The sequence below is a fragment of the Methylocystis sp. JAN1 genome, from assembly GCF_052186135.1.
Taxonomy (GTDB): Bacteria; Pseudomonadota; Alphaproteobacteria; order Rhizobiales; family Beijerinckiaceae; genus Methylocystis.
This window is the reverse complement of record NZ_CP181499.1, coordinates 2428827-2449362: the sequence shown is the minus strand read 5'-3', so window position 1 is coordinate 2449362 and position 20536 is coordinate 2428827. Positions and strand designations below refer to the sequence as shown.

Here is a 20536-nt window from a genome sequence, read left to right as displayed (position 1 = left end):
CCCGCCCAACCCGCTTCGCAGGGCGATCCCCACCGTAAAGGGACGGGACTCCCTCACATCCCTCACGCCGGCGTCCACCCCATTACCTGCGTCCGGCGCCCGACGGCGTTGCCATCCGGGGCTCGGGGCTGGTATGGGCTTTGCCTCGCCGCGCGGCGTAGCGCAACATACGGAAATGACGTGACCAACGAGACGACGCCCCACCGCAAGTCGCTCTCCATCATCGTGTCGAAAGGCACGCTAGATTGGGCCTACCCCCCGTTTATCCTGGCGACGACGGCGGTCGCGATGGATATGGACGCGACGCTGTTCTTCACCTTTTACGGCCTCGGCCTGCTCCGGAAAAAACTAGATCTCGAGATTTCGCCGCTCGGCAATCCGGCCATGAAAATGCCGGTGGGCGGCGTGCATCTCGGCATGCCCAACCTCGTCGCCGCCCTGCCCGGCGTGACAGCCGGCGCGACGGCCATGATGAAAAACATGATCGAGAAAAAGGGCGTGGCCACTATCGAGGAACTGCGCGACATCGCGCTGGAAAGCGGCGTGAAGCTCGTCGCCTGTCAGATGACCATGGATCTCTTCGAATTCAAGAAAGAAGACATGATCGACGGCGTCGGCTTCGGCGGCGCGGCGACCTATCTCTCCGAGGCCGTGAAGGCCGACGTCAATCTCTTCGTCTGAGCGAACATGACCCACAAAAGCCTTGACGCCCGCGGCCTCAACTGTCCGATGCCCATTCTTCGCGCCAAGAAGGCGCTGAAGGAAATTGCGATCGGCCAAACGCTCGAAGTGCTCGCAAGCGATCCAGGGTCCATGTCGGACTTTGAAGCCTTCGCAAAGCAGACCGGCGACGAACTTGTCAGCGCCGAACGGCTGGACGCGCATTATCGCTACGTCATCCGGCGCAAGAGTTAACGCTTTATTTAAAAATGCTGCGCCTGCTTAAGTAAACTGTTGCAATAACGTAACAATGCTCGGCTTTTTCGCTTGCCGAGCCGAAGCGGCCTGCCTGGAACGCGGAATCTCAGTTACCTTCGTCCAAGTTGTTCTGCGTCCGTCTATTTGCGTTAAAAACAGACTAGGCCGGTCCTCCATGCAGAAACATATCTCGCGCCGTTTCGCGCTTGCCGCTTCCGCGCTGCTGTTGGCTGACGCCTCTTCGGCGATCGCCGGAGACGGCTATTTCATGATCGGCTATGGCCCGCGCCAAAAGGCGCTCGGCGGCGCCGGCGTCGCCGACCAGCGCGACGCCATGGCGATCTCGACGAACCCGGCGGGCATCGTCGGACTGGAGCGGCAGTTCCAACAGGGCGTCGATATCGTGAATGGCGATCGCGGCTATTACACGAGCGGAACCCCCGCGGTCGTCGCGCCCGGCTATGTGCGGAGCGGACGCGCGTGGTTCCCGGTGCCGAATGGCGGCTACGTCCAGCCGATTGACGAGAAGTCGGCCTGGAGCGTCTCGGGTTACGTGAATGGAGGGATCAACACCTCTTACGACTGGCATCATTGGCGCGGCCCCAACGGCGGTCCGTTCGGGGGCGGCTTCGCGGGCGTCGATCTGAGGCAGGGTTTCATCAGCATGGCCTATGCGCGCCGCTTCGACACATCCGTCGGCCCCATCACGCTCGGCTTCGCGCCGACGATGGCGGTGCAGATGTTGAACCTGCAAGGCGTCAAGACGTTTGCGCCCTATTCGTCCAATCCCTGGGAATTGTCGGATATGTCCTATGACTGGTCATGGGGCGGCGGCGTGCGCGCGGGCCTGGTTTGGGGCGTTACCGACCGGTTCCGTTTCGGTTTTTCGGGCTCGACGCCGATGTGGATGTCGCGCCTGGATAAATATTCCGGCATCATCGCCGATTATGGCCGTCTGAACATTCCCGCCAACATGCAGGCGGGCCTGGCCTATGATGTGACGCCGAGCCTGACGCTGATGGCGGATTGGCGGCACATCTTCTATTCGATGGAGCGGTCGACGGGAAATCCATCCAATCCGATCACCATCAGCTCCTTAGGCCAAACCGCCGGTCCCGGCTTCGACTGGACGGATGTGGACGCGGGCGCCATCGGCGCCGAGTGGCGCTATTCGCCAAGTTTGACGTTGCGCGCCGGCTATCACTACACCACCAACCCTATCCGCGCGCGTTCGGTGACGGTGAACATCCTAACGCCCATTCTCATGCGTCACCACGCGTCGATTGGGGCGAATTACGCCTTCACCAGGAACTCGTCGCTCGATTTCGCCTTCGTCTACGGCTTCAAGAACGCGATGACGGGCCCCGAGTGGCTTCCGCAAACGCCCGCCCTTCCCTTCGGCGGCCCCAACCCGTTCGCGACCGTGACGCCCTGGGTCGAAGCCTGGGAGATGAACCTCGGCTATAACTACAAATGGGACGTGGGCGACAATTCGATCATTCCGACGCATTTCTGATCTTCGCTCGAGCGACGAAAAGAAAGCCCTCATGCTTCCGGCATGAGGGCTCAGTTTGTTGACAAACCCGAGGCGGCCTCGTCCTTCGAGACGCGAGCTTTGCTCGCTCCTCAGGATGAGGCCTAAGTATTTGGCGCTGAAGGAAAAAGCCCCTCATGCTGAGGAGCCTGCGCAGCAGGTGTCTCGAAGCACGAGGGGCGTCGCCGCTACTTTGTCAGCAGCCTGAGCCCTCATGCTTCCGGCATGAGGGCTTTTTCACGCGTTGGAGAAACGCCGGCGCCTATCCAACCACGATATTGGGCGCGGCGCGCTGCTTCGTCGTTTCGAGCAATGTCTTCACCTTGGCGGCAAGGTTGAGATAGACGGCGGCCTGTGGGCTGTCGGGCTCGGCGCCGACGACGGGCTTGCCGGAGTCGGAGGTCTCGCGGATCTTCATGTCCAGCGGCGCTTCGCCAAGGAAAGGAACGCCCATCTGCTCCGCATCGTGGCGCGCGCCGCCATGGGAGAAGATTTCCGAACGGCCGCCGCAATGCGGGCAGAGGAAGTAGCTCATATTTTCGATAATGCCGAGGATCGGCGCCTCGACCTTCTGGAACATGGCCACCGCGCGGCGCGCGTCGATGAGCGCGAGATCCTGCGGCGTGGAGACGATCACCGCCCCCGCGATCGGGGTCTGCTGCGCCATGGTGAGCTGCACGTCGCCCGTGCCGGGCGGCATGTCGACGACCAGCGCATCGAGATCGCCCCAGAGGACGTCGCCGAGCATTTGCGTGAGCGCCTGCGCCACCATCGGGCCGCGCCAGACCATCGGCACATTCTCGTCGACCAGGAAGCCCATGGACATGATCTTCACGCCATAGGCTTCGAGCGGAACGAGCTTGCCGCCCTCGACCTTGGGCTTCTCGTGCAGGCCGAAAAGGCGCGGCGCCGAGGGGCCGTAAATGTCCGCGTCGAGCAGCCCAACGCGCCAGCCTTGCGCCGCGAGGCCGAGCGCCAAATTCGCGGAGGTGGTCGACTTGCCGACGCCGCCTTTGCCCGACGCCACGACGATGATGTAGCGGATCTTCTCCAGCGCCGGGGCGAGGCCCTTGCGCTGCTGGGGCGGCGGCGCGGCGTGCGAATGGCCGTGATGATGGTCGTGCGCTTTCTCGGCGCCGGGCGCACGCTCGGCGGTGAGCGTCACGACGGCGGCTTCGACGCCCGGCACGGCCCTGATCGCCTTCTCGGCGTTGGCGCGCGCCATCTCCCAGCCCTCTGGCTTCGCCGGATCGCCCGCGAGCGAGACGAAGGCTTTCGAACCGGAAAGATTGATGCCGCTCACCGCACGCGCAAGCGAAACGCCGCCCGGCGCATAGAGGTTTTCGAGCGCTTTCAGAATGTCAGCTTCCGTCGCCACCGGCCGCTCCTTACTTGTTTAGAGGAACTCTAAACAAGGATATGCCGCTAAACGGCGCGCGCGTCCACGCGAATATTTAATTTGGCCTCGCTCGGGCTCTCATCGCGGGAGCCACGAGGCGTTCCAGAGCATCCTTACGACTCCCGGATCGTTTCGCCGCCTTGCTCTTTGCAATGGCGGACATGATTTTAGGCGAACAACCCCATGGGTTGTTCGATCAGCCCCTTGAACGCCGCCAGCAATTCCGCTCCCGTCGCGCCGTCGACTGCGCGGTGATCGCAAGAGAGCGTCACGCTCATGATGGTCGCGACGACCGGCGCGCCGTTCCTCACGATCATGCGCGGCTCGCCCTTTCCCACAGCGAGGATGGTCGATTGCGGCGGGTTGATCACCGCCGAGAAGCTCCTGATCCCATACATGCCAAGATTTGAGACCGCCGAGACGCCGCCCTCATATTCATGCGGCTTAAGCTTGCGCTCCCGCGCCCGGGCGGCGAGCTCCTTGATCTCGTCGGAAATTTCGCGAACCGTCTTCGCCTGCGCGTTGCGGACGATCGGCGTGATGAGCCCGCCGGGAATCGCGACCGCGACGCCGATGTCGGACGCCTTGTGCTTCAGCATGGACTCGGGCGTGAAGGTGACGTTCGCCTCCGGCATGCGTTGCAGCGCTAGCGCCAGCGCCTTCACGACGTAATCGTTCACCGAGGTCTTCCACTCGGGCGCCCCGTCCGCGCGCTTGGGCGCGGCGGCGTTGAAGTCCTCGCGGAGCTTCAGCAGCGCGTCGATCTCGCAGTCGACGTCCAGATAGAAATGCGGGACGGTCTGGATCGACTCGGTGAGGCGCCGCGCGATGGCCTTGCGCATCGAGTCGTGCGGGACCTCTTCATAGGAATCGATTTCGTAGAATTTGCGCGTCGTCCCCGCCGACGGCGCCTCCGCGAGCGCGACGGGCCTCTGCGCAGGCGGGGCCTTCTTTGCGACGCCGCCCGCCAGCGCCCCCTTCACGTCGCGTTCGACGATGCGGCCATGCGGGCCGGAGCCGGCGAGCGACGCCAGATCGAGCCCCGCCTCTTTCGCGAGGCGGCGCGCGAGGGGCGACGCGAAAATGCGGGCGGCGGGAGCCGTCTGGGCGAGAGCGTTCATGTCAGTTCGCCATCCCGGTTGGAAACAGCGTCAATTTGGGCTGGAGACATGTTACATTTCCGAAAAGCGGACGCCACGGCGATTGGAGGCAGGCGTGTCGAACGCACGACTTTACGACGACGACTTTTACGCCTGGGCGAATGAACAGGCGGCTCTTCTGCGCGCCGGCAAGTTTTCGGGAGCCGACATCGAGCATATCGCGGAAGAGATCGAAAGCATGGGCAAGACCGAGAAACGCGAGCTGGCGGCGCGCGAAACCGAGTTCGATGTGGACGAGTTTCCCGGCGCCTGCCCCTGGACCTTCGAGCAGATGATGGATCGCGATTTTTGGCCCGAGTGACGTTGTCTTACTCCCGGTAAAGCACGGCCTTCGCCGCCGCGACGACTTCCGCCACGCTTGGCAAGGCGAGCTTCTCGAGATTCGCCGCATAAGGCATCGGCACGTCCTTGCCTGTCACGCGCGCCACGGGCGCGTCGAGATAGTCGAACGCCTCCTGCTGCAGCCGCGCCGCAATCTCGGAGGCGATCCCGCATTGCGGCCAGCCTTCCTCGACCGCCACGCAGCGGCCGGTCTTCTTTACCGACTCGACGACGGTCGCTATGTCCATCGGCCGCAGCGTGCGCAGGTCGATCACCTCCGCCTCGATCCCTTCTTTGGCCAGCTCCTCGGCGGCGCCGAGCGCGTAGGTCATGCCGATGGAGAAGGAGACGAGGGTCACGGCCGTCCCGGGCCGCGCGATTCGCGCCTTGCCGATCGGAAGTACGAAATCCTCGAGCGCCGGGACTTCGGACGTCTTGCCATAGAGAAGTTCGTTTTCCAGGAAGACGACAGGATTGTCGCTGCGGATCGCCGCCTTCAGGAGCCCCTTGGCGTCGCTGGCGTTGGAGGGCGCGATCACGATGAGCCCCGGCGCCTGCGAATACCAGGCGGAATAATCCTGGCTATGCTGGGCGCCGACCCGCGCCGCCGCGCCGTTCGGGCCGCGGAAGACAATGGGGCTGTGGATCTGGCCGCCCGACATATAGAGCGTTTTCGCCGCCGAATTGATGATGTGGTCGATGGCTTGCATCGAGAAATTGAAGGTCATGAACTCGACGATCGGCCGCAGGCCCGCGAAGGCCGCGCCGACGCCGATGCCCGTGAAACCATATTCGGTAATCGGCGTGTCGCGCACGCGCATCGGCCCGAATTCCTGCAACAGGCCCTGCGTGACCTTGTAGGCGCCCTGATATTCGGCGACCTCCTCGCCCATGACGAAGACGTTGGGATCGCGGCGCATCTCCTCCGCCATGGCGTCGCGCAGCGCCTCGCGCATGGTCATGGGAATCATTGTCGTCCCCGCCGGAACTTCCGGCGCGGCGGCGACGGCCGGGGGCGCTGCGACGCTCACGGGCTTGGGCGCCGGCGCGACGGCCTCGACAGCGGCTTCCGTGCGCGCCTTGTTCGCCTCGCCCGGCTCGTCCTGCGGAGCGGTCGGCGGCGCCGGCGCTTTGGCGGCGGGCGGCGCCTCGACGGCCGAGGCGTCCTCGCCCTCCCCCGCGATCACCGCGATCGGCGTATTGACGGCGACGTTCTCCGTCCCGCCGGGCACGAGGATGCGCGCCAGCACGCCCTCGTCGACCGCCTCGACCTCCATGGTCGCCTTGTCGGTCTCGATCTCCGCGATGACGTCGCCGGCCTTGATTTCATCGCCTTCGTTCTTCAGCCATTTGGCGAGCTTGCCTTGCTCCATGGTGGGCGAGAGCGCGGGCATGAGGACGTTGATGGTCATGACGCCACCGGCGTTGCGGCGCGCGCGCCCTCCCCGCGAGGGTCCGGGGCGTTCGGGCGAAGGACGACAAACCTCGCCCTCATGTTGAGGAAGCTCCGCAGGAGCCGTCTCGAAGCACGAGGGCGAGTTCCAGAGTTCGCAAAATGAAGGTTTCCTCGTCCTTCGAGACGCCGCCTTTGGCGGCTCCTCAGGATGAGGAAACCTTCACCCGATCGCCCTGGGTGAGGAGCCGGGGCCATTTTCATCGTCCCTTCGAACATTGACGAAATCTCTCTGTAACAATTTGCGGGCCAGACCCTGGCCCTGCCCTCTCCCGGTAAAGGGTTCAAGCCAGCACGTCGGTATAAAGCTCGGACGGATCCGGCTCCTTGTCCATCATGGCGAAATCGGCCGCCTCAGCGACGATCTTGCGAACCCCGGCGTCGATCTTTTTCAACTCGTCCTCGCCGACCCCGTCCGCCAGCAGGCGCAGCCGCACCTGCTCGATCGGATCATGCTCCTCGCGCATCTTCTGCACTTCTTCCTTGGAGCGGTATTTGGCCGGGTCGGACATTGAATGGCCGCGATAGCGGTAGGTCTGCACTTCGAGGAGATAGGGCCCCTTGCCCGAGCGGCACCAGTCCAGCGCCTCGGCCGCCGACGCGCGCACCACCCGAACGTCCATGCCGTCGATCTGATGGCCGGGAATGCCGAAGGCGGCGCCGCGCATGGCGAAATCCGTCTGCGCCGCCGCGCGCGTCAGCGACGTGCCCATGGCATAGCGATTGTTCTCGACAATGAAGACCACCGGCAGCTTCCACAGGGCCGCGATGTTGAAGGTCTCGTAGACCTGGCCCTGATTCGCCGCGCCCTCGCCGAAAAAGGTCAGCGACACCTTGCCGTCGCCGCGATAGGCGTTGGCGAGCGCGACGCCCGCGCCGATGGGCGCCGGAGCGCCGACGATTCCGTGCCCGCCGTAAAAGGCTTTCTCATGCGAGAACATGTGCATGGAGCCGCCCTTGCCCTTGGAGTAGCCCCCGCGCTTTCCGGCGAGTTCCGCCATGACGCCCTTGGCGTCCATGCCGCTGGCGAGCATATGTCCATGGTCGCGATAGCTGGTCGTGAACTGATCGCCCTCGCGCGCGGCCATCTTGGCGCCGACGACCACGGCTTCCTGGCCGATATAGAGGTGGCAGAAGCCCGCGACGACGCCCATGCCGTAGAGCTGGCCCGCCTTCTCCTCGAAACGGCGGATCAGCAGCATTTCGCGCAGGGCGTGAAGCTCTTCCTCGCGGGTGAAATTCGGAACGGCATGAGCCGCGTTCGCGCCGTCGCCTGCGTTCGCCATCGGCTGTTCTCGGCCTCCCGCCCGTTATCTGGAGAACGAGCGGAACAATACCAGAGTCGCCGGTTAAAAACGAGAGAGGCGGCGGTCCAAACAGGGCTATCGCATTTGACCGAGGACGGATCTGGCGAAGGCGTCGGACCATCCCGAGCGTTTTCGCTTCCGGCGGATGGAGATTTCGGGCCGTGAGCGTTTGAGGACATTGAGGGCGAGCTTGCGGATGGTCGCGAGATTTTCCGCCCCGTTGTCCTTGCGGTTACGGGCCCTGTCCTCGTCGAAGGTCACGTCCAGCACCCAGTGCACGCCGTTCTCGATGCTCCAGTGGGCGCGGACCGCCCTGGCGAAAGCTTCGGCGGACAGCTTCGCGGAAGACAGGTAATAGCGGCAAGATCGCGTGGTCCTGCCCTCGCGCTCGACCCTTGCATCGATCCGCCCGATGGTCGAAAGCCCCGGCATCGCCGGGCGATCCTTGTCGCCCTTTGGAAACAGCCAGCCGACATCGTGAACGACCGCGTGGCGGCGCGTTTCCACCCGGCCATGATCGGCGTCCGTCGTCTCGAAGGTCTCGGCGACGACGGACGCAGGGTCGGCGAAAAACGTCTCGACATCCTCGAGCGTCGCCGGGCGATTGGCCTTGAGCGCGAACAGCCAGTCGCCGCCGCGATCAAGCACTTTCTGCGCCGTCGGGGCGTTGCAGTGGATGGCGTCGGCGGTCACCAGCGCGCCGGTCAGGTCGAGCAGGTCGATCAGCGCCCGCGCCGCGGTGATCTCGTTGCCGCCGTCCGTCACCGCCTTCTGGCCGATGACCAGCTTGGCGTCGGCGGCGAAGGCCGTCACCACATGCAGCGCCGAGGCGCCTTTGGCTTTGTCGAAGGAGCGGCGCAGCGTCTTGCCGTCGATGGCGACGACGCCGGCGCCATCCTCTCCCAGCGCCTCCAGAAAGCGCCCGAAACAGGCTGCCAGCGCCTCCGGATCGATCTGCCGGAACAGTCGCGAGAACGTGTCGTGGCTCGGCAAGCCGTTCTCAAGGCTCAGGAACTCCCGGAACAGCTCCTCCCGGTCCTCCGCGAAGTCGGCAAATTCGACGCAGCCCTCGCAGCCGCAGATCGACGCCGTCAGCGCAATCATCAGAATATCCAGCAACTCGTGACGGGTGGCGTTGCCGCTCCGCGGATCGGGAACATCCCGCAAGATCGTGATCAACAGGCTCATCGGCTCCTCGCGAATCAGAACCAATGACAGAATCCATTCCAACGCCCCGCGCTACCTCATTTCGTCAAATGCGATTCCCCTGCGGTCCAAAAGGCGCCGCTGGACCGCCGCGCCTTCAGGCTCGCATCCTCATAGACCCGGCCTCGTCTTTGTCGGCGGCCCCGGCCCTCCCGTAAAGAGGAGGGACGGCTTTCCGCGTCACCGCGCGTCGAGCTGGGTCTGCAACTCGTCCGCGAAAGCCGTAATTCGCTTGGCGTTCGCACCGAAATCGTGACGGCCGTAGCGCGAGGCCGAGCGGAGGTCGATGCGTGTCTGGCCCGGTAGCGGCTTGAGCCGCACCGTCACATCCTCGTCGAAGCCCATGATGAGCGTCCTGTCGAGGAAGTCGGCGTGTCCCTCCCCCGTGCGCCCCCCCGGCGGCCGCTGGTCGACGACCCGCCAGCCGACCGCCTTCGCCGTCTTCAGCACCAGCGCGAAGGCTTCGTCGGAGTCCAGGTCGACCACAATCGGCTCGACGTCCGGATAGGCCGAGCGCTGCGCCTCGCGAGCCTTCTGGGGCAATCCCTTTGGCTGAAAACCCTTTCGCGCCTCATAGGCGGCGCGGGAGAGCGAAAAGTAAGGCGGATTGGCGACATCGGTCGAAATGTCGGAAAGGACCGGCAGACGCACGGCCTCGACGGCGAGATAGGCCGGATAGGCGAGCGTGAGAAGCGCGACGACCGCGGCCCCGACCGCGGCGCCCACGCCGCGCCTCCCCGACCGCCAGATGGCGACGCTCGCCGCACAGACGAGAAGCAGCGCAACCAGCGCGAGGGCGACCGCCGATCCCAGGCATGCGAGCGCCGAAACGGGCGACATCACGTTGAGGCGCACGAAAAGCACGGACAGGAGCGCCACCACCGCTCCGAAGAAAGCGACGTAGCGGCTCCACAAGGCGGCTTGCGACCAGGGCTCCGGCGGCAGTGTTCGGCGCATGAGGAGAGGCGGTCCAGCGTTAACTCCGCCGCGAAGGGACGGCGACTCGCCATTTTTCGCGAAATGCGACGTGAAATGCAACGATGCAGAAAATCGCCTTCGATCGCGGAGGAACGTCGTTTCGTTAGCCTCGCATTAAGCGAATGCGGCGAAATTCGAGCGTCCTGTTCAACCTGCGTTATCCAAGAGTAAAAGCGTCGAGGCCCGTCATGTCGGACAAGTATTCGATCGAGTTTCCCGTGTCGCAGTTCGGCGGTCATCCGCAGGAGCTTCTCGCCCGCCTTTATCGTGAAATCGGCATTTCCGCCGTCGCCGCCGCGCTCGAAGTCGCCCGCCTCCCCGAAGAAGAGAAGGAAGAGTTCCAGCCCGGCTGGCTCCCGCTGGGCGAAGACCTCGCGGCCTGATACAAGACCCCTGCCGGGCGACCTGAAGGCGCCGTCAGGAATGTCTCGATGATCAGCCGCCGGGCTCTTTTGCGCATGCCGGCCGGGCTCGCGCTCGCGGGGCTCGGCCTTGGAGCCTACTCCGTCGCCGTCGAGCCCAATTTCCTTCTCGACGTCACGCGTTATCGGGTCGCCCCTCGGGACTGGCCGAAGGGCCTGAGCCTGCGCATCGCCATCATCGCCGATCTGCACGCCTGCGATCCCTGGATGCCGGCCGCGCGCATCCGCAAGATCGCGAAGGTCACCAATGCCCTGGAGCCGGATCTCGTCGCGCTGCTCGGCGATTTTTCAGCCGGCACGCATCTCGTCGAAGGGCCGGTCCTGCCCGAGCAATGGGCGGAGGCGCTCTCCGAATTGAAGGCGCCGCTTGGCGTTCACGCCGTGCTCGGCAATCACGACTGGTGGCATGGCCCGCTCGCCAGCGACCCCGGCGACGACGCCGAAAGCGCGCGGCGCGCTCTGAAGCAGATGGGGGCGCGGGTCTATGAGAACGATGCGCTCCGGCTGACGAAGAACGGCCAGCCCTTCTGGCTTCTCGGCCTCGGCGACCAGATGGCGACATATATGGGCAGGGCCATCGGCTGGCGCGGGCGCGACGATCTCGACGCGACGCTGCGGCTCGTATCCGACGACGCGCCTGCGATCCTGCTGGCCCACGAGCCTTTCATCTTCCGCCGCGTGCCGAGGCGCGTCTCGCTGACGCTCTGCGGTCATACGCATGGCGGGCAGGTGAACCTGCCTCTCCTCGGCCCGATCGTCGCGGAATTGCGTTATCGGACCGCTCAGGTTTACGGTCATTACGTCGAAGACGGACGCCATCTCGTCATCTCCGGAGGCCTCGGCGAGTCGATCCTGCCCCTCCGCTTCATGCGCCCGCCGGAGATCGTCGAAGTGACAGTGGAGGCCGCGACCTCGCCCTCGCCGGCTTGATCGAAACGCGCCTATATATGGGGACGCCGAAACGAAACCGGTCTTCGCATGAAGCCCTGACTCGAAACCAATTTGGCTCCAAACCAATGAAGGCGATCACCTTGCTGCGTTTCGGCGATGCCTAAACGCAACGCGATCTGAAGGAGGCTCGCAAATGAGGCGGTTCCTGACCATCGTGGCGACGATCGGCGCCCTCGCCCTCCTTGGCGCGCCCGCGCTCGCAAGGAACAAGACGCGCCATCCTGGCATACCGCCGGGCGCACAGGGAAATAACGGATATTTCGAAGAATTCGCCTCCGGTCCGGGCGGGAGCAAAGTCCCCGTTCAGAACTATCCTGGGTCGACCACTGTCATAACCCGAAAGATGATGGACGATTTCCAGACCCGAAGCGTCTGCCAAGCGGCGCTGCTGGCGCCGGGGGTCACCGGGTCCTGTCGATAGAACTTATCAAGCAAGCAATTCAGGATGACGCAGTTGCAGCGCCTGCCCCAGCGCAAGCGACTTCAGGTCCACGAGGTCGCCCGCCGCCATCAGCGCAACGAAATCCGCAACGCCCATTTCGATCACCCGGATGTTTTCGTCCTCCGCGTCGACCCCGCCGCCTTCCGCCACGCGGTCCGCGCGCGAATAGGGCGCGAGGTAAAGCGTGAGCTTCTCCGTCGAAATTCCGGGCATGGTCCAGGCCGTCGCCACATGTTCCAGCGCGTCGAGTTGCAATCCCGCTTCTTCGAGCGCTTCCCGCCGGGCGGCGGCGGCGCAAGCGGTTTCGTCGACAATGCCGGCGACGACCTCGAGCGTATGATCCTGCGCGCCGGTCAGAAACGGCGCCGGGCGGAACTGCTCCACCAGCACGACCGTCTTGCGCTCCGGGTCGTAAGGCAGCACCGCGACGGCGGAACCGTGATCCTCGATCTCGCGGGCGATGACTTTTCCGTCCGGCAGCCGGATATGGGCGACGCAGAGGCTCGCCCAGCCTTTATGCTTCTCTTCGAGCGAGACGAGTTCGTGCTTCTTCATCCAGCCTCTCCGGGGAAACAAAAAAAGCGCGGCGAACCGCGCTTTTTCGGTGTTTGGGGCGGTCGCCTCAATTACTCGATGATGCTGGCGACGACGCCCGCGCCGCAACCTGCCGCACTTGCGCATCTTCAAAACCGTTGTCGCAACGGCGTATTGGCTTCGATTATTCGATAATCGAAGCCACCACACCTGCTCCAACGGTGCGGCCGCCTTCGCGGATGGCGAAGCGCAGCTTCTCCTCCATCGCGACCGGAACGATCAGGTTCACTTCCATCGTCACATTGTCGCCCGGCATCACCATCTCGACGCCCTCGGGGAGCGTCACGATGCCCGTCACGTCCGTCGTGCGGAAATAAAACTGCGGGCGGTAGTTGGTGAAGAACGGCGTATGGCGGCCGCCTTCGTCCTTCGTCAGGATATAGGCCTCGGCCTTGAACTTCGTGTGCGGCTTCACCGAACCCGGCTTGCACAGAACCTGGCCGCGCTCCACGTCCTCGCGCTTCGTGCCGCGCAGCAGGCAGCCGACATTGTCGCCCGCCTCGCCCTGATCCAAGAGCTTGCGGAACATCTCGACGCCCGTCACCGTCGACTTCGTCGTCGGGCGGATGCCGACGATCTCGACTTCCTCGCCCACCTTGATCACGCCGCGCTCGATGCGGCCCGTCACCACCGTGCCGCGCCCCGAAATCGAGAACACGTCCTCGACCGGCATCAGGAAGGGCTGATCCTTCGGACGCTCCGGCTGCGGAATGTAGCGGTCGACTTCCGCCATCAGCTTCAGGATCGCGTCATGGCCCAGCTCAGGAGACTTGTTCTCCAGCGCGCACAGCGCCGAACCCTTCACGATCGGAATGTCGTCGCCGGGGAAATCATACTTCGACAGAAGCTCGCGCACCTCAAGCTCAACGAGCTCCAGCAGCTCCGGATCGTCGACCATGTCGACCTTGTTGAGGAACACGACCAGCGCCGGAACGCCGACCTGGCGGGCGAGCAGAATGTGCTCGCGCGTCTGCGGCATCGGGCCGTCGGCGGCCGACACCACCAGGATCGCGCCGTCCATCTGCGCCGCGCCGGTGATCATGTTCTTCACATAGTCCGCGTGGCCGGGGCAGTCGACATGCGCGTAATGGCGGTTCTGCGTCTCATATTCGACATGCGCCGTCGAAATCGTGATGCCGCGCGCCTTCTCTTCCGGAGCCTTGTCGATCTGGTCGTAGGCCGTGAACGTCGCCCCGCCCGTCTCCGCCAGAACCTTCGTGATCGCCGCCGTCAAGGACGTCTTGCCATGGTCGACGTGCCCAATCGTCCCGATGTTGCAGTGCGGCTTCGTGCGAGAGAATTTTTCCTTGGCCATGGTCCCCGTTCCGTCTGAGCGGGTCCTCCGCCCGCGCGCGGCGGGCTTTTACGGGGTTACAGGGCCGAGAGCAAGGGGGCGTCTTCCCTGAACCAGGGTAAACGGGCGAACGCCGGCGTGAGCGACCTTGGTCCCGGGCGCTGACGCCGATCAGCAAGCTCAGGCGAGATTGCCCGTCACCTTCGGGAAGGTCGTCGAGAGACTGGTGCCGACGGCTTTCGCGCCAGCGACGATCGCGAGGGCGATAATGCTCGCCATCAGAGAATATTCGATCGCGGTGGCGCCGGTCTCGTCCTGCATGAATTTGCGCGCTGATGCCAGCATATCCGCTCCCCGGGTCTCTTCTTCTCGGAGCGAGATTCGGCGCGAGAGGTGACGAAGTCGTTAACAATCCCGGCGCGCAGAGCAACTTCCCCGGGCCAAAAGCGCGCGATGCTTAACCGCTGGATGGGAGGGCGAAGGACTCAAGCCCCCTCGCCCTCATCCCCCTCGCCCACATCCCCGATATGCTCCACCGACACCACGCGCTCGTCCTCGGCCGTGTCGAAGACGATCACGCCCTGCGTCCCGCGCCCGGCGATGCGGATGCCTTCCACCGGGCAGCGGATAAGCTGGCCGCCATCGGTGACGAGCATGATCTCGTCATCCTGACCCACGGGGAACGAGGCCACCAGCTTGCCGTTGCGGGCGTTCACCGCCATGGCGACGATGCCTTTGCCGCCGCGGCCCGTAATGCGGTACTCGTAAGACGAGGTGCGCTTGCCGTAGCCGTTTTCCGAGACGGTCAGGATGATCTGCTCGGCCGCCTGCATGGCGGCGAAGCGCTCGTCGGAGAGTTCGACGGCGACGGCGGCCCCCTCCTCCGTCTCCGCGCCCGCGTCCGGCGCCACATCCTCGCCCATGCGGCGGCGCAGGGCGCTGGCCTTCTTGAGATAGGCGGCGCGCTCGTCGCCTGTCGCCTCAAAGTGCTTCAGAATGGAGAGCGAGATCACCCTGTCGCCCTCGGCGAGCGCCACGCCGCGCACGCCCATCGAGGTGCGGCCCTGGAAGACGCGCACTTCCGGCACGGCGAAGCGGATGCACTGGCCCTCGCGCGTCGTCAACAGAATGTCGTCATTCTCGCTCGCCGTCGCGACGTCGACGATCGCCTCGCCCTCGTCGAGCTTCATGGCGATCAGGCCGTTGCGGCGCACGTCGACGAAGTCGGAAAGCTTGTTGCGCCTCACTGTGCCGCCCGTCGTCGCGAAAATGGCGTCGAGGGTCTCCCAGCTCGATTCATCCTCGGGCAGCGGCATGATGGTGGTGATGCGCTCGCCGGGCTCCAGCGGCAGCATGTTGACGAGCGCCTTGCCGCGCGCCTGCGGCGCGGCAAGCGGCAACCGCCAGACTTTCTCCTTATAGGCCTTGCCGCGCGAGGAGAAGAACAGCACCGGCGTGTGGGTGTTCGCCACGAAGAGCCGGTGGACGAAATCCTCCTCCTTCATCTGCATGCCGGAGCGGCCCTTGCCGCCGCGCCTTTGCGCGCGATAGGTCGAGAGCGGCACACGCTTGATGTAGCCGGCGTGGGATACGGTGACGACCATGTCCTCGCGGGCAATGAGGTCTTCGTCCTCCACATCGCCGTCGGAGTCGAGGATCTCCGTGCGGCGCGGCGTAGCGTAGGCCTCCTTCACCGCGCTCATCTCGTCCTTCACGATGCCGAAGAGCTTCTCGCGCGAGCCGAGAATGTCGAGATATTCCGCGATCTCGGCGGCGAGCTTGTTGAGGGCTTCCGCAATCTCCTCGCGGCCCAGAGCCGTGAGGCGCTGCAGGCGCAGATCGAGAATGGCGCGGGCCTGCGCCTCGGAGAGGCGGATCGTGCCGTCATGCGACAGCTTGTGGCGCGGATCGGCGATGAGCTCGACGAGCGGCGCCATGTCCTTCGCCGGCCAGTCGCGCGCCATCAACGCCTCGCGCGCGGCGGCGGCGTCGGGCGAGTTGCGGATAAGGCGGATCACTTCGTCGATATTCGCGACCGCAATGGCGAGGCCGACCTGCAAATGCGCATTGTCGCGGGCCTTGCCGAGGCGGAACTTGGTGCGGCGGGTGACGACCGTCTCGCGGAAATCCACGAAGGCGCGCAGCACGTCATGGAGCGTCATCAGCTCGGGCCGGCCGCCATTGAGCGCAATCATGTTCACCGCGAAGCTCGATTGCAGCGCGGTGTGGCGCCAGAGCTGATTCAGCACGACGTCCGCGACCGCCTCGCGCTTCAACTCCACCACGATGCGCATGCCGTCGCGGTCGGATTCGTCGCGCAAATCGGCGATGCCTTCGATCTTCTTTTCCTTGACCAGCTCCGCGATGCGTTCGATCAGCGCGGCCTTGTTCACCTGATAGGGTATCTCGGTGAAGATGATCGCCTCGCGCTCCTTGCGCAGCGTCTCGATCTCGGCTTTCGCGCGCATGATGATCGAGCCGCGGCCCGTGGCGTAGGCGTTGCGGATGCCGCCGCGCCCGAGGATCGTCGCGGCTGTCGGGAAATCCGGGCCGGGCACGATCTCCATCAGCTCGGCGACCGTCATGTCCGGCCGATCGATCAGCGCGATGCAGGCGTCGATGACTTCGCCGAGATTGTGGGGCGGAATGTTCGTCGCCATGCCCACGGCGATGCCGCCGGCGCCGTTGACGAGCAGGTTCGGAAAGCGGGCCGGAAGAACGGTCGGCTCATGTTCCTTGCCGTCATAATTCGGTTGGAAGTCGACCGTGCCTTCGTCGATGTCTTCGAGCAGCGCGAGCGCCGGCTTGGCGAGGCGCGACTCGGTGTAGCGCATCGCCGCTGGCGGATCGTTGTCGACCGAGCCGAAATTGCCCTGCCCGTCCACGAGCATGAGCCGCATCGAGAAGGGCTGCGCCATGCGCACCAGCGCGTCGTAAATCGCCGCGTCGCCATGCGGGTGATATTTACCCATCACGTCGCCGACGATGCGCGCCGACTTCACGTAAGGCTTGTCGGGCGTGTGCCCGTTCTCGTTCATCGAGAACAGGATGCGCCGATGCACGGGCTTGAGGCCGTCGCGAACGTCGGGCAATGCGCGGCTGACGATCACGCTCATCGCGTAATCGAGATAGCTGCGCTTCATCTCGTCTGCGATGGAGACGGGCTTGATGTCCGAGCCGTGCTTTTCGGGTTCGTCTTTTTTCTTGTCGTCGTCGGCCAAGGGCGCGCCAATCCGGGTAATTCCTGATCATCTCGATATAGACGATTCGAGAGGGCGCCGCCAGTTGCGCAAGCGGATGAGGGCCCTTAGAAAACAGACGGTTATGGGCGTGTTCGTATTTGCTGTGAATCGCGGCGGCGAGAGCGGGACGCAGAGCGGCTCCTCGCGCCCGATTTCAGCCCGGGGCCGTGCGCCAATCGCAGGAGATCCGCGCCAGGTCCAGCGTTCCTGGCCGTGGGAAGCCCGCCGGTATTGAAGACGAGCCGCCGCCGCCGTCGGGCTGGGATCATAAATGCAATGGCGACGTCGCCGCTGCGCTTTCGGCATGGGCGCTAAGATGATCGCCCCCGGAAGGAGGCGCTCTGTTTCAGAGGTCGGTGGCGCGCCTGTTGCGCGAGGCGTCCCGCGCGCTCGACGCCGCTTCGACATCCCCCGGCTCGACGAGACTGAAATCGTCTTCGTCGAACATGGACTGTGGACCCGGCGGCTTTTCAGGGATCGCGGGCGACGGTGCGATATCCGCCTCCCGCGCTTGCTCCATCGCCGGGGCCGGCGCGACGAGCTCCGGCTCCGGGAGAGCGGTATCCGGCTCCGCGAGCCGCACCCTCTCCGTTTCCACGACCAGCGGCTCGGCGACATTCTGGATCACGGCCGCCGCGGCGGCGCCGCGGGGCGAACGCATGACCCGCGAGACGTTCACAGGCGCCGGCGCAGGCTCTTCCGAGGCGCGGCGCATCCTTGCCGCGAGTTTCTTGAGCGCGGAAACCGGCTCCTCGGCGTCGCTGGCTGTCGCGCTCGCCACCAGCGGGGAGGTTTGCTTCGGCGCTTCCGAGAGGCGCGAACGCAAGGCCGCGATCTTGCCCATCAGGCCGCCGGCGGACGATTCCGGCTTCTCCTTGACGACAGGCTCCGCCTTCGAGACCGCGGGCGCGAGCGCGTCGGCGAGAACCTCCGGCTTTGGCGCGACATCGGCCTTCTTGGCCAAGCGCGCGTAAAGCGTCGGCAGCAGCCGCGCCAGGAGAGAGGGCGCGGGCGCGGCCGGCTCCTCCATCGCGGCCACGGGCGCTTCGGGCGCGCCGCGCGGCTCAGGCTCCTTTTCGACCGGCGTCGGCGCGGGAGCCGTCGCGGAGCGCGCCTCGTCGTCCTTCCGCGCGTCGCGACGGCGCTTGGCAAGGGCGTATAGGGCCAGCGCCCCTGCGCCGAACACCGCCGGGTAGAACAGGCTCGAGACGAGATCGGCCGACGCCCCCGGCGCGCCCTCCTCCGTCGCCGGAGCCGACGGCGCCGCCGTGGCCGTGACGTCGCGCGTCAACAAGTCTGCGGCGGCGTAAGGGGCCGTCTTGTCGGCGGCGGCGTCGAATTCCTCATAGGTTTTGCCGCGATCGAAAACGATCGTGTCGGCGAGCGCCGCTGCTTCGTCCTTCAGCTCCGCCGCGCCTTCCGCCCCATCCGCCAGGCCGATCTTGATCGCGCCCTGCCGGCCAAGCGCCCAAGCCTCGCAATTGAAGAATTTGTCGGGGCCGCCCTGTTCGTTCTGCGTCGAGATATTCACGCAATCCGCCAGGCGATGCTTTTCGTTGAGCGCCGGCGGCGATAGCCAGCCGTCGAGCATGACGGGCGGTTGGCCGGCGCGGGCGCGCTGCGCGTTCACTTCCGGCAAGCTCGCCTGAAACGCTGCGAGGAGCCGGTCGGGCCGTAGCGCCGCCGCGTCGTCCGTCCTGATGTAGCCGTCGTCGAGCAATTCGACCGGCGCGAGCCATTCGAGCTTGCCGCCGGCGGGCGCCACCATTCCCTGCAGGCCCGGACGCCATTCGAGGCCGGCTTCCTGAGCGAGTTTGTGCGCCGTCTCCAGCGGAAGGAAAACGCGGCCCGCGGGCAGCCACATGGTCGCGCGGTCGCCGATGCGCACTTCCACCGGGCCGACGAGACCCTCCGCGAGGAGCCCGGCGATACGCGCATCCGAGGCGGCCTGCGCCGCGGCCGGATCGACCGACGCGTCGGACGGCGTCTGCGCCTGCGGTTGCGGCTCAGTCTCGGGCTTTGGCTCCGCGGCCGGCTGAGCGGCAAGGACCGATGGCGCTGGTTCGGGCGCAAGCGAATGCAGCCTCGGCGCGAGGCTCGGGGCCGGCGAGTCGCCCTGGAGCGCGACGCCATGAGCGGCAAAGGCGACGGCCGGAGCTTTGAGCGCGGCGAGCGCTTTCTGCGGCCGATTGACGCTCATAACCGGCGGGCCGATCGGCGCCGGCTCGACAATGGCGGGCGCCTCGGCGAGGACCGGCTGCGCCGCGGGCGCGAGCGCCGGCTCGTTCGCAATTCGTGATGCAGTGGGCGGCGCCGCTTCCGAGGGCGGAATCGCGGGAGCGGCTTCCTGGGCGACGGCTTCCGGCGCAGGAATTTCCGACGGCGCGAGCGCCGGAGCTTCGGCGACCGGTTGCGTTTCGACGGCTTTGGGCGCCTCGGCGACTGGCGGTTGCGGCGCCTCTATCGGCTTCGGCGCTTCCGCGACGGGGGCCGGCTGCGCCGGGGGCTGGATGGGCGCGGCTTCCTTCACCGGCGCTGGCGCGGGTTTGGCGGCGAGAGCGGGCTCCGCCGTCTGGGCGGGCTTCGAAGCCGGTTTGAGCGTCTGAGCGGTCGCGCCCTTCACCGGTCTCAGCGGCGGCATCTCGTAGATGATGTCCCGGGACGATTCGGCCGACAGGGGCGACAGTTCATAGATGATGTCCTGTCCGCCATTGCCGCGGCCGTCGCGCGCCCAGCCTTGCGTTGGCGCAAGGGACAAGGCGGCGAGCAAGGCGACGCTCGACGCGACAACAGGCGATTTGAAAGACGACATCGGCCACTCCACGACGCATGCACGACAGGCGCGGGGTGAAGCTTTGGCGGCCGATGCTGAAAAAAACGCTATTTCTCAGTTGCGCGAAAATGGAAACGCATCATCAGCGTTAATGCGTGGTTTATGACGCTACGCCGATTCGAGCTGTGCGGGGTCGGCCGGCTTCAATTCGACGCTCTCTCCGCATCCGCAGGCGGATGTCTGGTTTGGATTTTCGAAAACGAAGCTCGAAGAGAACCTGTCGTTTTTCACGTCCATCGTCGTGCCTAGAAGGTAGAGAACGGCCTTGGCGTCGACGATTACGCGGCCGCCCTCGAAGTCGATGACCTCGTCGCCCCTCCGCGGCTCCGAGATGTCCATCTTGTAGGACATCCCGGCGCAACCGCCCTTCTCGATCGAAACCCGCAGGCCTGCGCCCGCGACGGCGTTGGCCAGCAGGCCGCGCACGCGTTCGGCTGCGGCGGGGCTCACGGTCATCACGCTGAGCTTCGGCAAAGACATAT

19 protein-coding genes are annotated in these 20536 nt (G+C 65.4%); 7 read left to right on the top strand and 12 right to left on the bottom strand.

Annotated features, from left to right (window positions below; all coding sequences use genetic code 11):
* Positions 1 to 180: 180 nt before the first annotated feature.
* The 3 genes from dsrE2 to ACNHKD_RS11655 all read left to right on the top strand — a co-directional run bounded on the left by dsrE2 (position 181) and on the right by ACNHKD_RS11655 (position 2434).
* The gene (gene dsrE2, locus ACNHKD_RS11665) at positions 181 to 681 is read left to right on the top strand and encodes a sulfur carrier protein DsrE2 (RefSeq protein WP_442753654.1); all 501 of its coding nucleotides are present in this window, start codon (positions 181 to 183) and stop codon (positions 679 to 681) included.
* Between the two features lie 6 nt (positions 682 to 687).
* On the top strand, positions 688 to 915 hold the full coding sequence (locus tag ACNHKD_RS11660; protein WP_442753653.1) for a sulfurtransferase TusA family protein: 228 nt from the start codon (positions 688 to 690) through the stop codon (positions 913 to 915).
* A gap of 178 nt (positions 916 to 1093) precedes the next feature.
* A complete protein-coding gene (locus ACNHKD_RS11655; protein ID WP_442753652.1) occupies positions 1094 to 2434 on the top strand; it encodes an OmpP1/FadL family transporter in 1341 nt (446 codons plus the stop codon).
* Positions 2435 to 2714: 280 nt separating this feature from the next.
* Here ACNHKD_RS11655 and ACNHKD_RS11650 read toward each other — a convergent pair whose 3' ends face one another.
* Complete coding sequence (locus ACNHKD_RS11650) at positions 2715 to 3830, bottom strand: P-loop NTPase (protein WP_442753651.1); 1116 nt, start codon at positions 3828 to 3830, stop codon at positions 2715 to 2717.
* Positions 3831 to 4018: 188 nt separating this feature from the next.
* Positions 4019 to 4972 (bottom strand): 2-oxo acid dehydrogenase subunit E2, encoded by a 954-nt coding sequence (locus ACNHKD_RS11645; RefSeq protein WP_442753650.1) that lies wholly within the window; start codon positions 4970 to 4972, stop codon positions 4019 to 4021.
* A 94-nt stretch (positions 4973 to 5066) separates the two neighbouring features.
* Here ACNHKD_RS11645 and ACNHKD_RS11640 point away from each other — a divergent pair, with 94 nt between their 5' ends.
* On the top strand, positions 5067 to 5312 hold the full coding sequence (locus ACNHKD_RS11640) for a DUF29 domain-containing protein (RefSeq protein ID WP_442753649.1): 246 nt from the start codon (positions 5067 to 5069) through the stop codon (positions 5310 to 5312).
* Between the two features lie 7 nt (positions 5313 to 5319).
* Here the strand turns inward: ACNHKD_RS11640 and ACNHKD_RS11635 are convergent, their stop codons facing one another.
* The 4 genes from ACNHKD_RS11635 to ACNHKD_RS11620 all read right to left on the bottom strand — a co-directional run bounded on the left by ACNHKD_RS11635 (position 5320) and on the right by ACNHKD_RS11620 (position 10255).
* Positions 5320 to 6744 (bottom strand): pyruvate dehydrogenase complex E1 component subunit beta, encoded by a 1425-nt coding sequence (locus ACNHKD_RS11635; protein ID WP_442753648.1) that lies wholly within the window; start codon positions 6742 to 6744, stop codon positions 5320 to 5322.
* A gap of 325 nt (positions 6745 to 7069) precedes the next feature.
* Positions 7070 to 8071: a pyruvate dehydrogenase (acetyl-transferring) E1 component subunit alpha gene (gene pdhA / locus ACNHKD_RS11630; RefSeq protein ID WP_442753647.1), complete on the bottom strand. Its 1002-nt coding sequence runs from the start codon at positions 8069 to 8071 to the stop codon at positions 7070 to 7072.
* A gap of 96 nt (positions 8072 to 8167) precedes the next feature.
* Positions 8168 to 9280 carry an ISAs1 family transposase gene (locus ACNHKD_RS11625; protein WP_442756808.1) on the bottom strand — a complete coding sequence of 371 codons (1113 nt, stop codon included), beginning with the start codon at positions 9278 to 9280 and terminating at the stop codon, positions 8168 to 8170.
* A gap of 198 nt (positions 9281 to 9478) precedes the next feature.
* Positions 9479 to 10255, bottom strand: coding sequence for a DUF1499 domain-containing protein (locus ACNHKD_RS11620; protein ID WP_442753646.1), 777 nt, complete (start codon positions 10253 to 10255; stop codon positions 9479 to 9481).
* A gap of 209 nt (positions 10256 to 10464) precedes the next feature.
* Between ACNHKD_RS11620 and ACNHKD_RS11615 the strand changes: the two genes are divergently transcribed.
* The 3 genes from ACNHKD_RS11615 to ACNHKD_RS11605 all read left to right on the top strand — a co-directional run bounded on the left by ACNHKD_RS11615 (position 10465) and on the right by ACNHKD_RS11605 (position 12070).
* Positions 10465 to 10659 carry a hypothetical protein gene (locus ACNHKD_RS11615; RefSeq protein WP_442753645.1) on the top strand — a complete coding sequence of 65 codons (195 nt, stop codon included), beginning with the start codon at positions 10465 to 10467 and terminating at the stop codon, positions 10657 to 10659.
* 48 nt (positions 10660 to 10707) lie between these two features.
* Positions 10708 to 11628: a metallophosphoesterase gene (locus tag ACNHKD_RS11610; protein WP_442753644.1), complete on the top strand. Its 921-nt coding sequence runs from the start codon at positions 10708 to 10710 to the stop codon at positions 11626 to 11628.
* Positions 11629 to 11782: 154 nt separating this feature from the next.
* Positions 11783 to 12070 (top strand): TonB-dependent receptor plug domain-containing protein, encoded by a 288-nt coding sequence (locus tag ACNHKD_RS11605; RefSeq protein WP_442753643.1) that lies wholly within the window; start codon positions 11783 to 11785, stop codon positions 12068 to 12070.
* A gap of 6 nt (positions 12071 to 12076) precedes the next feature.
* On the opposite strand, the gene ACNHKD_RS11600 is transcribed toward ACNHKD_RS11605, so the two are convergent.
* The 6 genes from ACNHKD_RS11600 to ACNHKD_RS11575 all read right to left on the bottom strand — a co-directional run bounded on the left by ACNHKD_RS11600 (position 12077) and on the right by ACNHKD_RS11575 (position 20534).
* On the bottom strand, positions 12077 to 12646 hold the full coding sequence (locus ACNHKD_RS11600) for an NUDIX domain-containing protein (RefSeq protein WP_442753642.1): 570 nt from the start codon (positions 12644 to 12646) through the stop codon (positions 12077 to 12079).
* Between the two features lie 163 nt (positions 12647 to 12809).
* Positions 12810 to 14000: an elongation factor Tu gene (gene tuf, locus ACNHKD_RS11595; RefSeq protein ID WP_442753641.1), complete on the bottom strand. Its 1191-nt coding sequence runs from the start codon at positions 13998 to 14000 to the stop codon at positions 12810 to 12812.
* 159 nt (positions 14001 to 14159) lie between these two features.
* Positions 14160 to 14324, bottom strand: coding sequence for a Flp family type IVb pilin (locus ACNHKD_RS11590; RefSeq protein ID WP_442753640.1), 165 nt, complete (start codon positions 14322 to 14324; stop codon positions 14160 to 14162).
* A gap of 140 nt (positions 14325 to 14464) precedes the next feature.
* Positions 14465 to 17200 (bottom strand): DNA gyrase subunit A, encoded by a 2736-nt coding sequence (gene gyrA / locus ACNHKD_RS11585; protein ID WP_442753639.1) that lies wholly within the window; start codon positions 17198 to 17200, stop codon positions 14465 to 14467.
* A gap of 367 nt (positions 17201 to 17567) precedes the next feature.
* Positions 17568 to 20033, bottom strand: coding sequence for a DUF2167 domain-containing protein (locus tag ACNHKD_RS11580; protein WP_442753638.1), 2466 nt, complete (start codon positions 20031 to 20033; stop codon positions 17568 to 17570).
* A 129-nt stretch (positions 20034 to 20162) separates the two neighbouring features.
* Positions 20163 to 20534: a HesB/IscA family protein gene (locus tag ACNHKD_RS11575; protein ID WP_442753637.1), complete on the bottom strand. Its 372-nt coding sequence runs from the start codon at positions 20532 to 20534 to the stop codon at positions 20163 to 20165.
* Positions 20535 to 20536 lie beyond the last annotated feature (2 nt).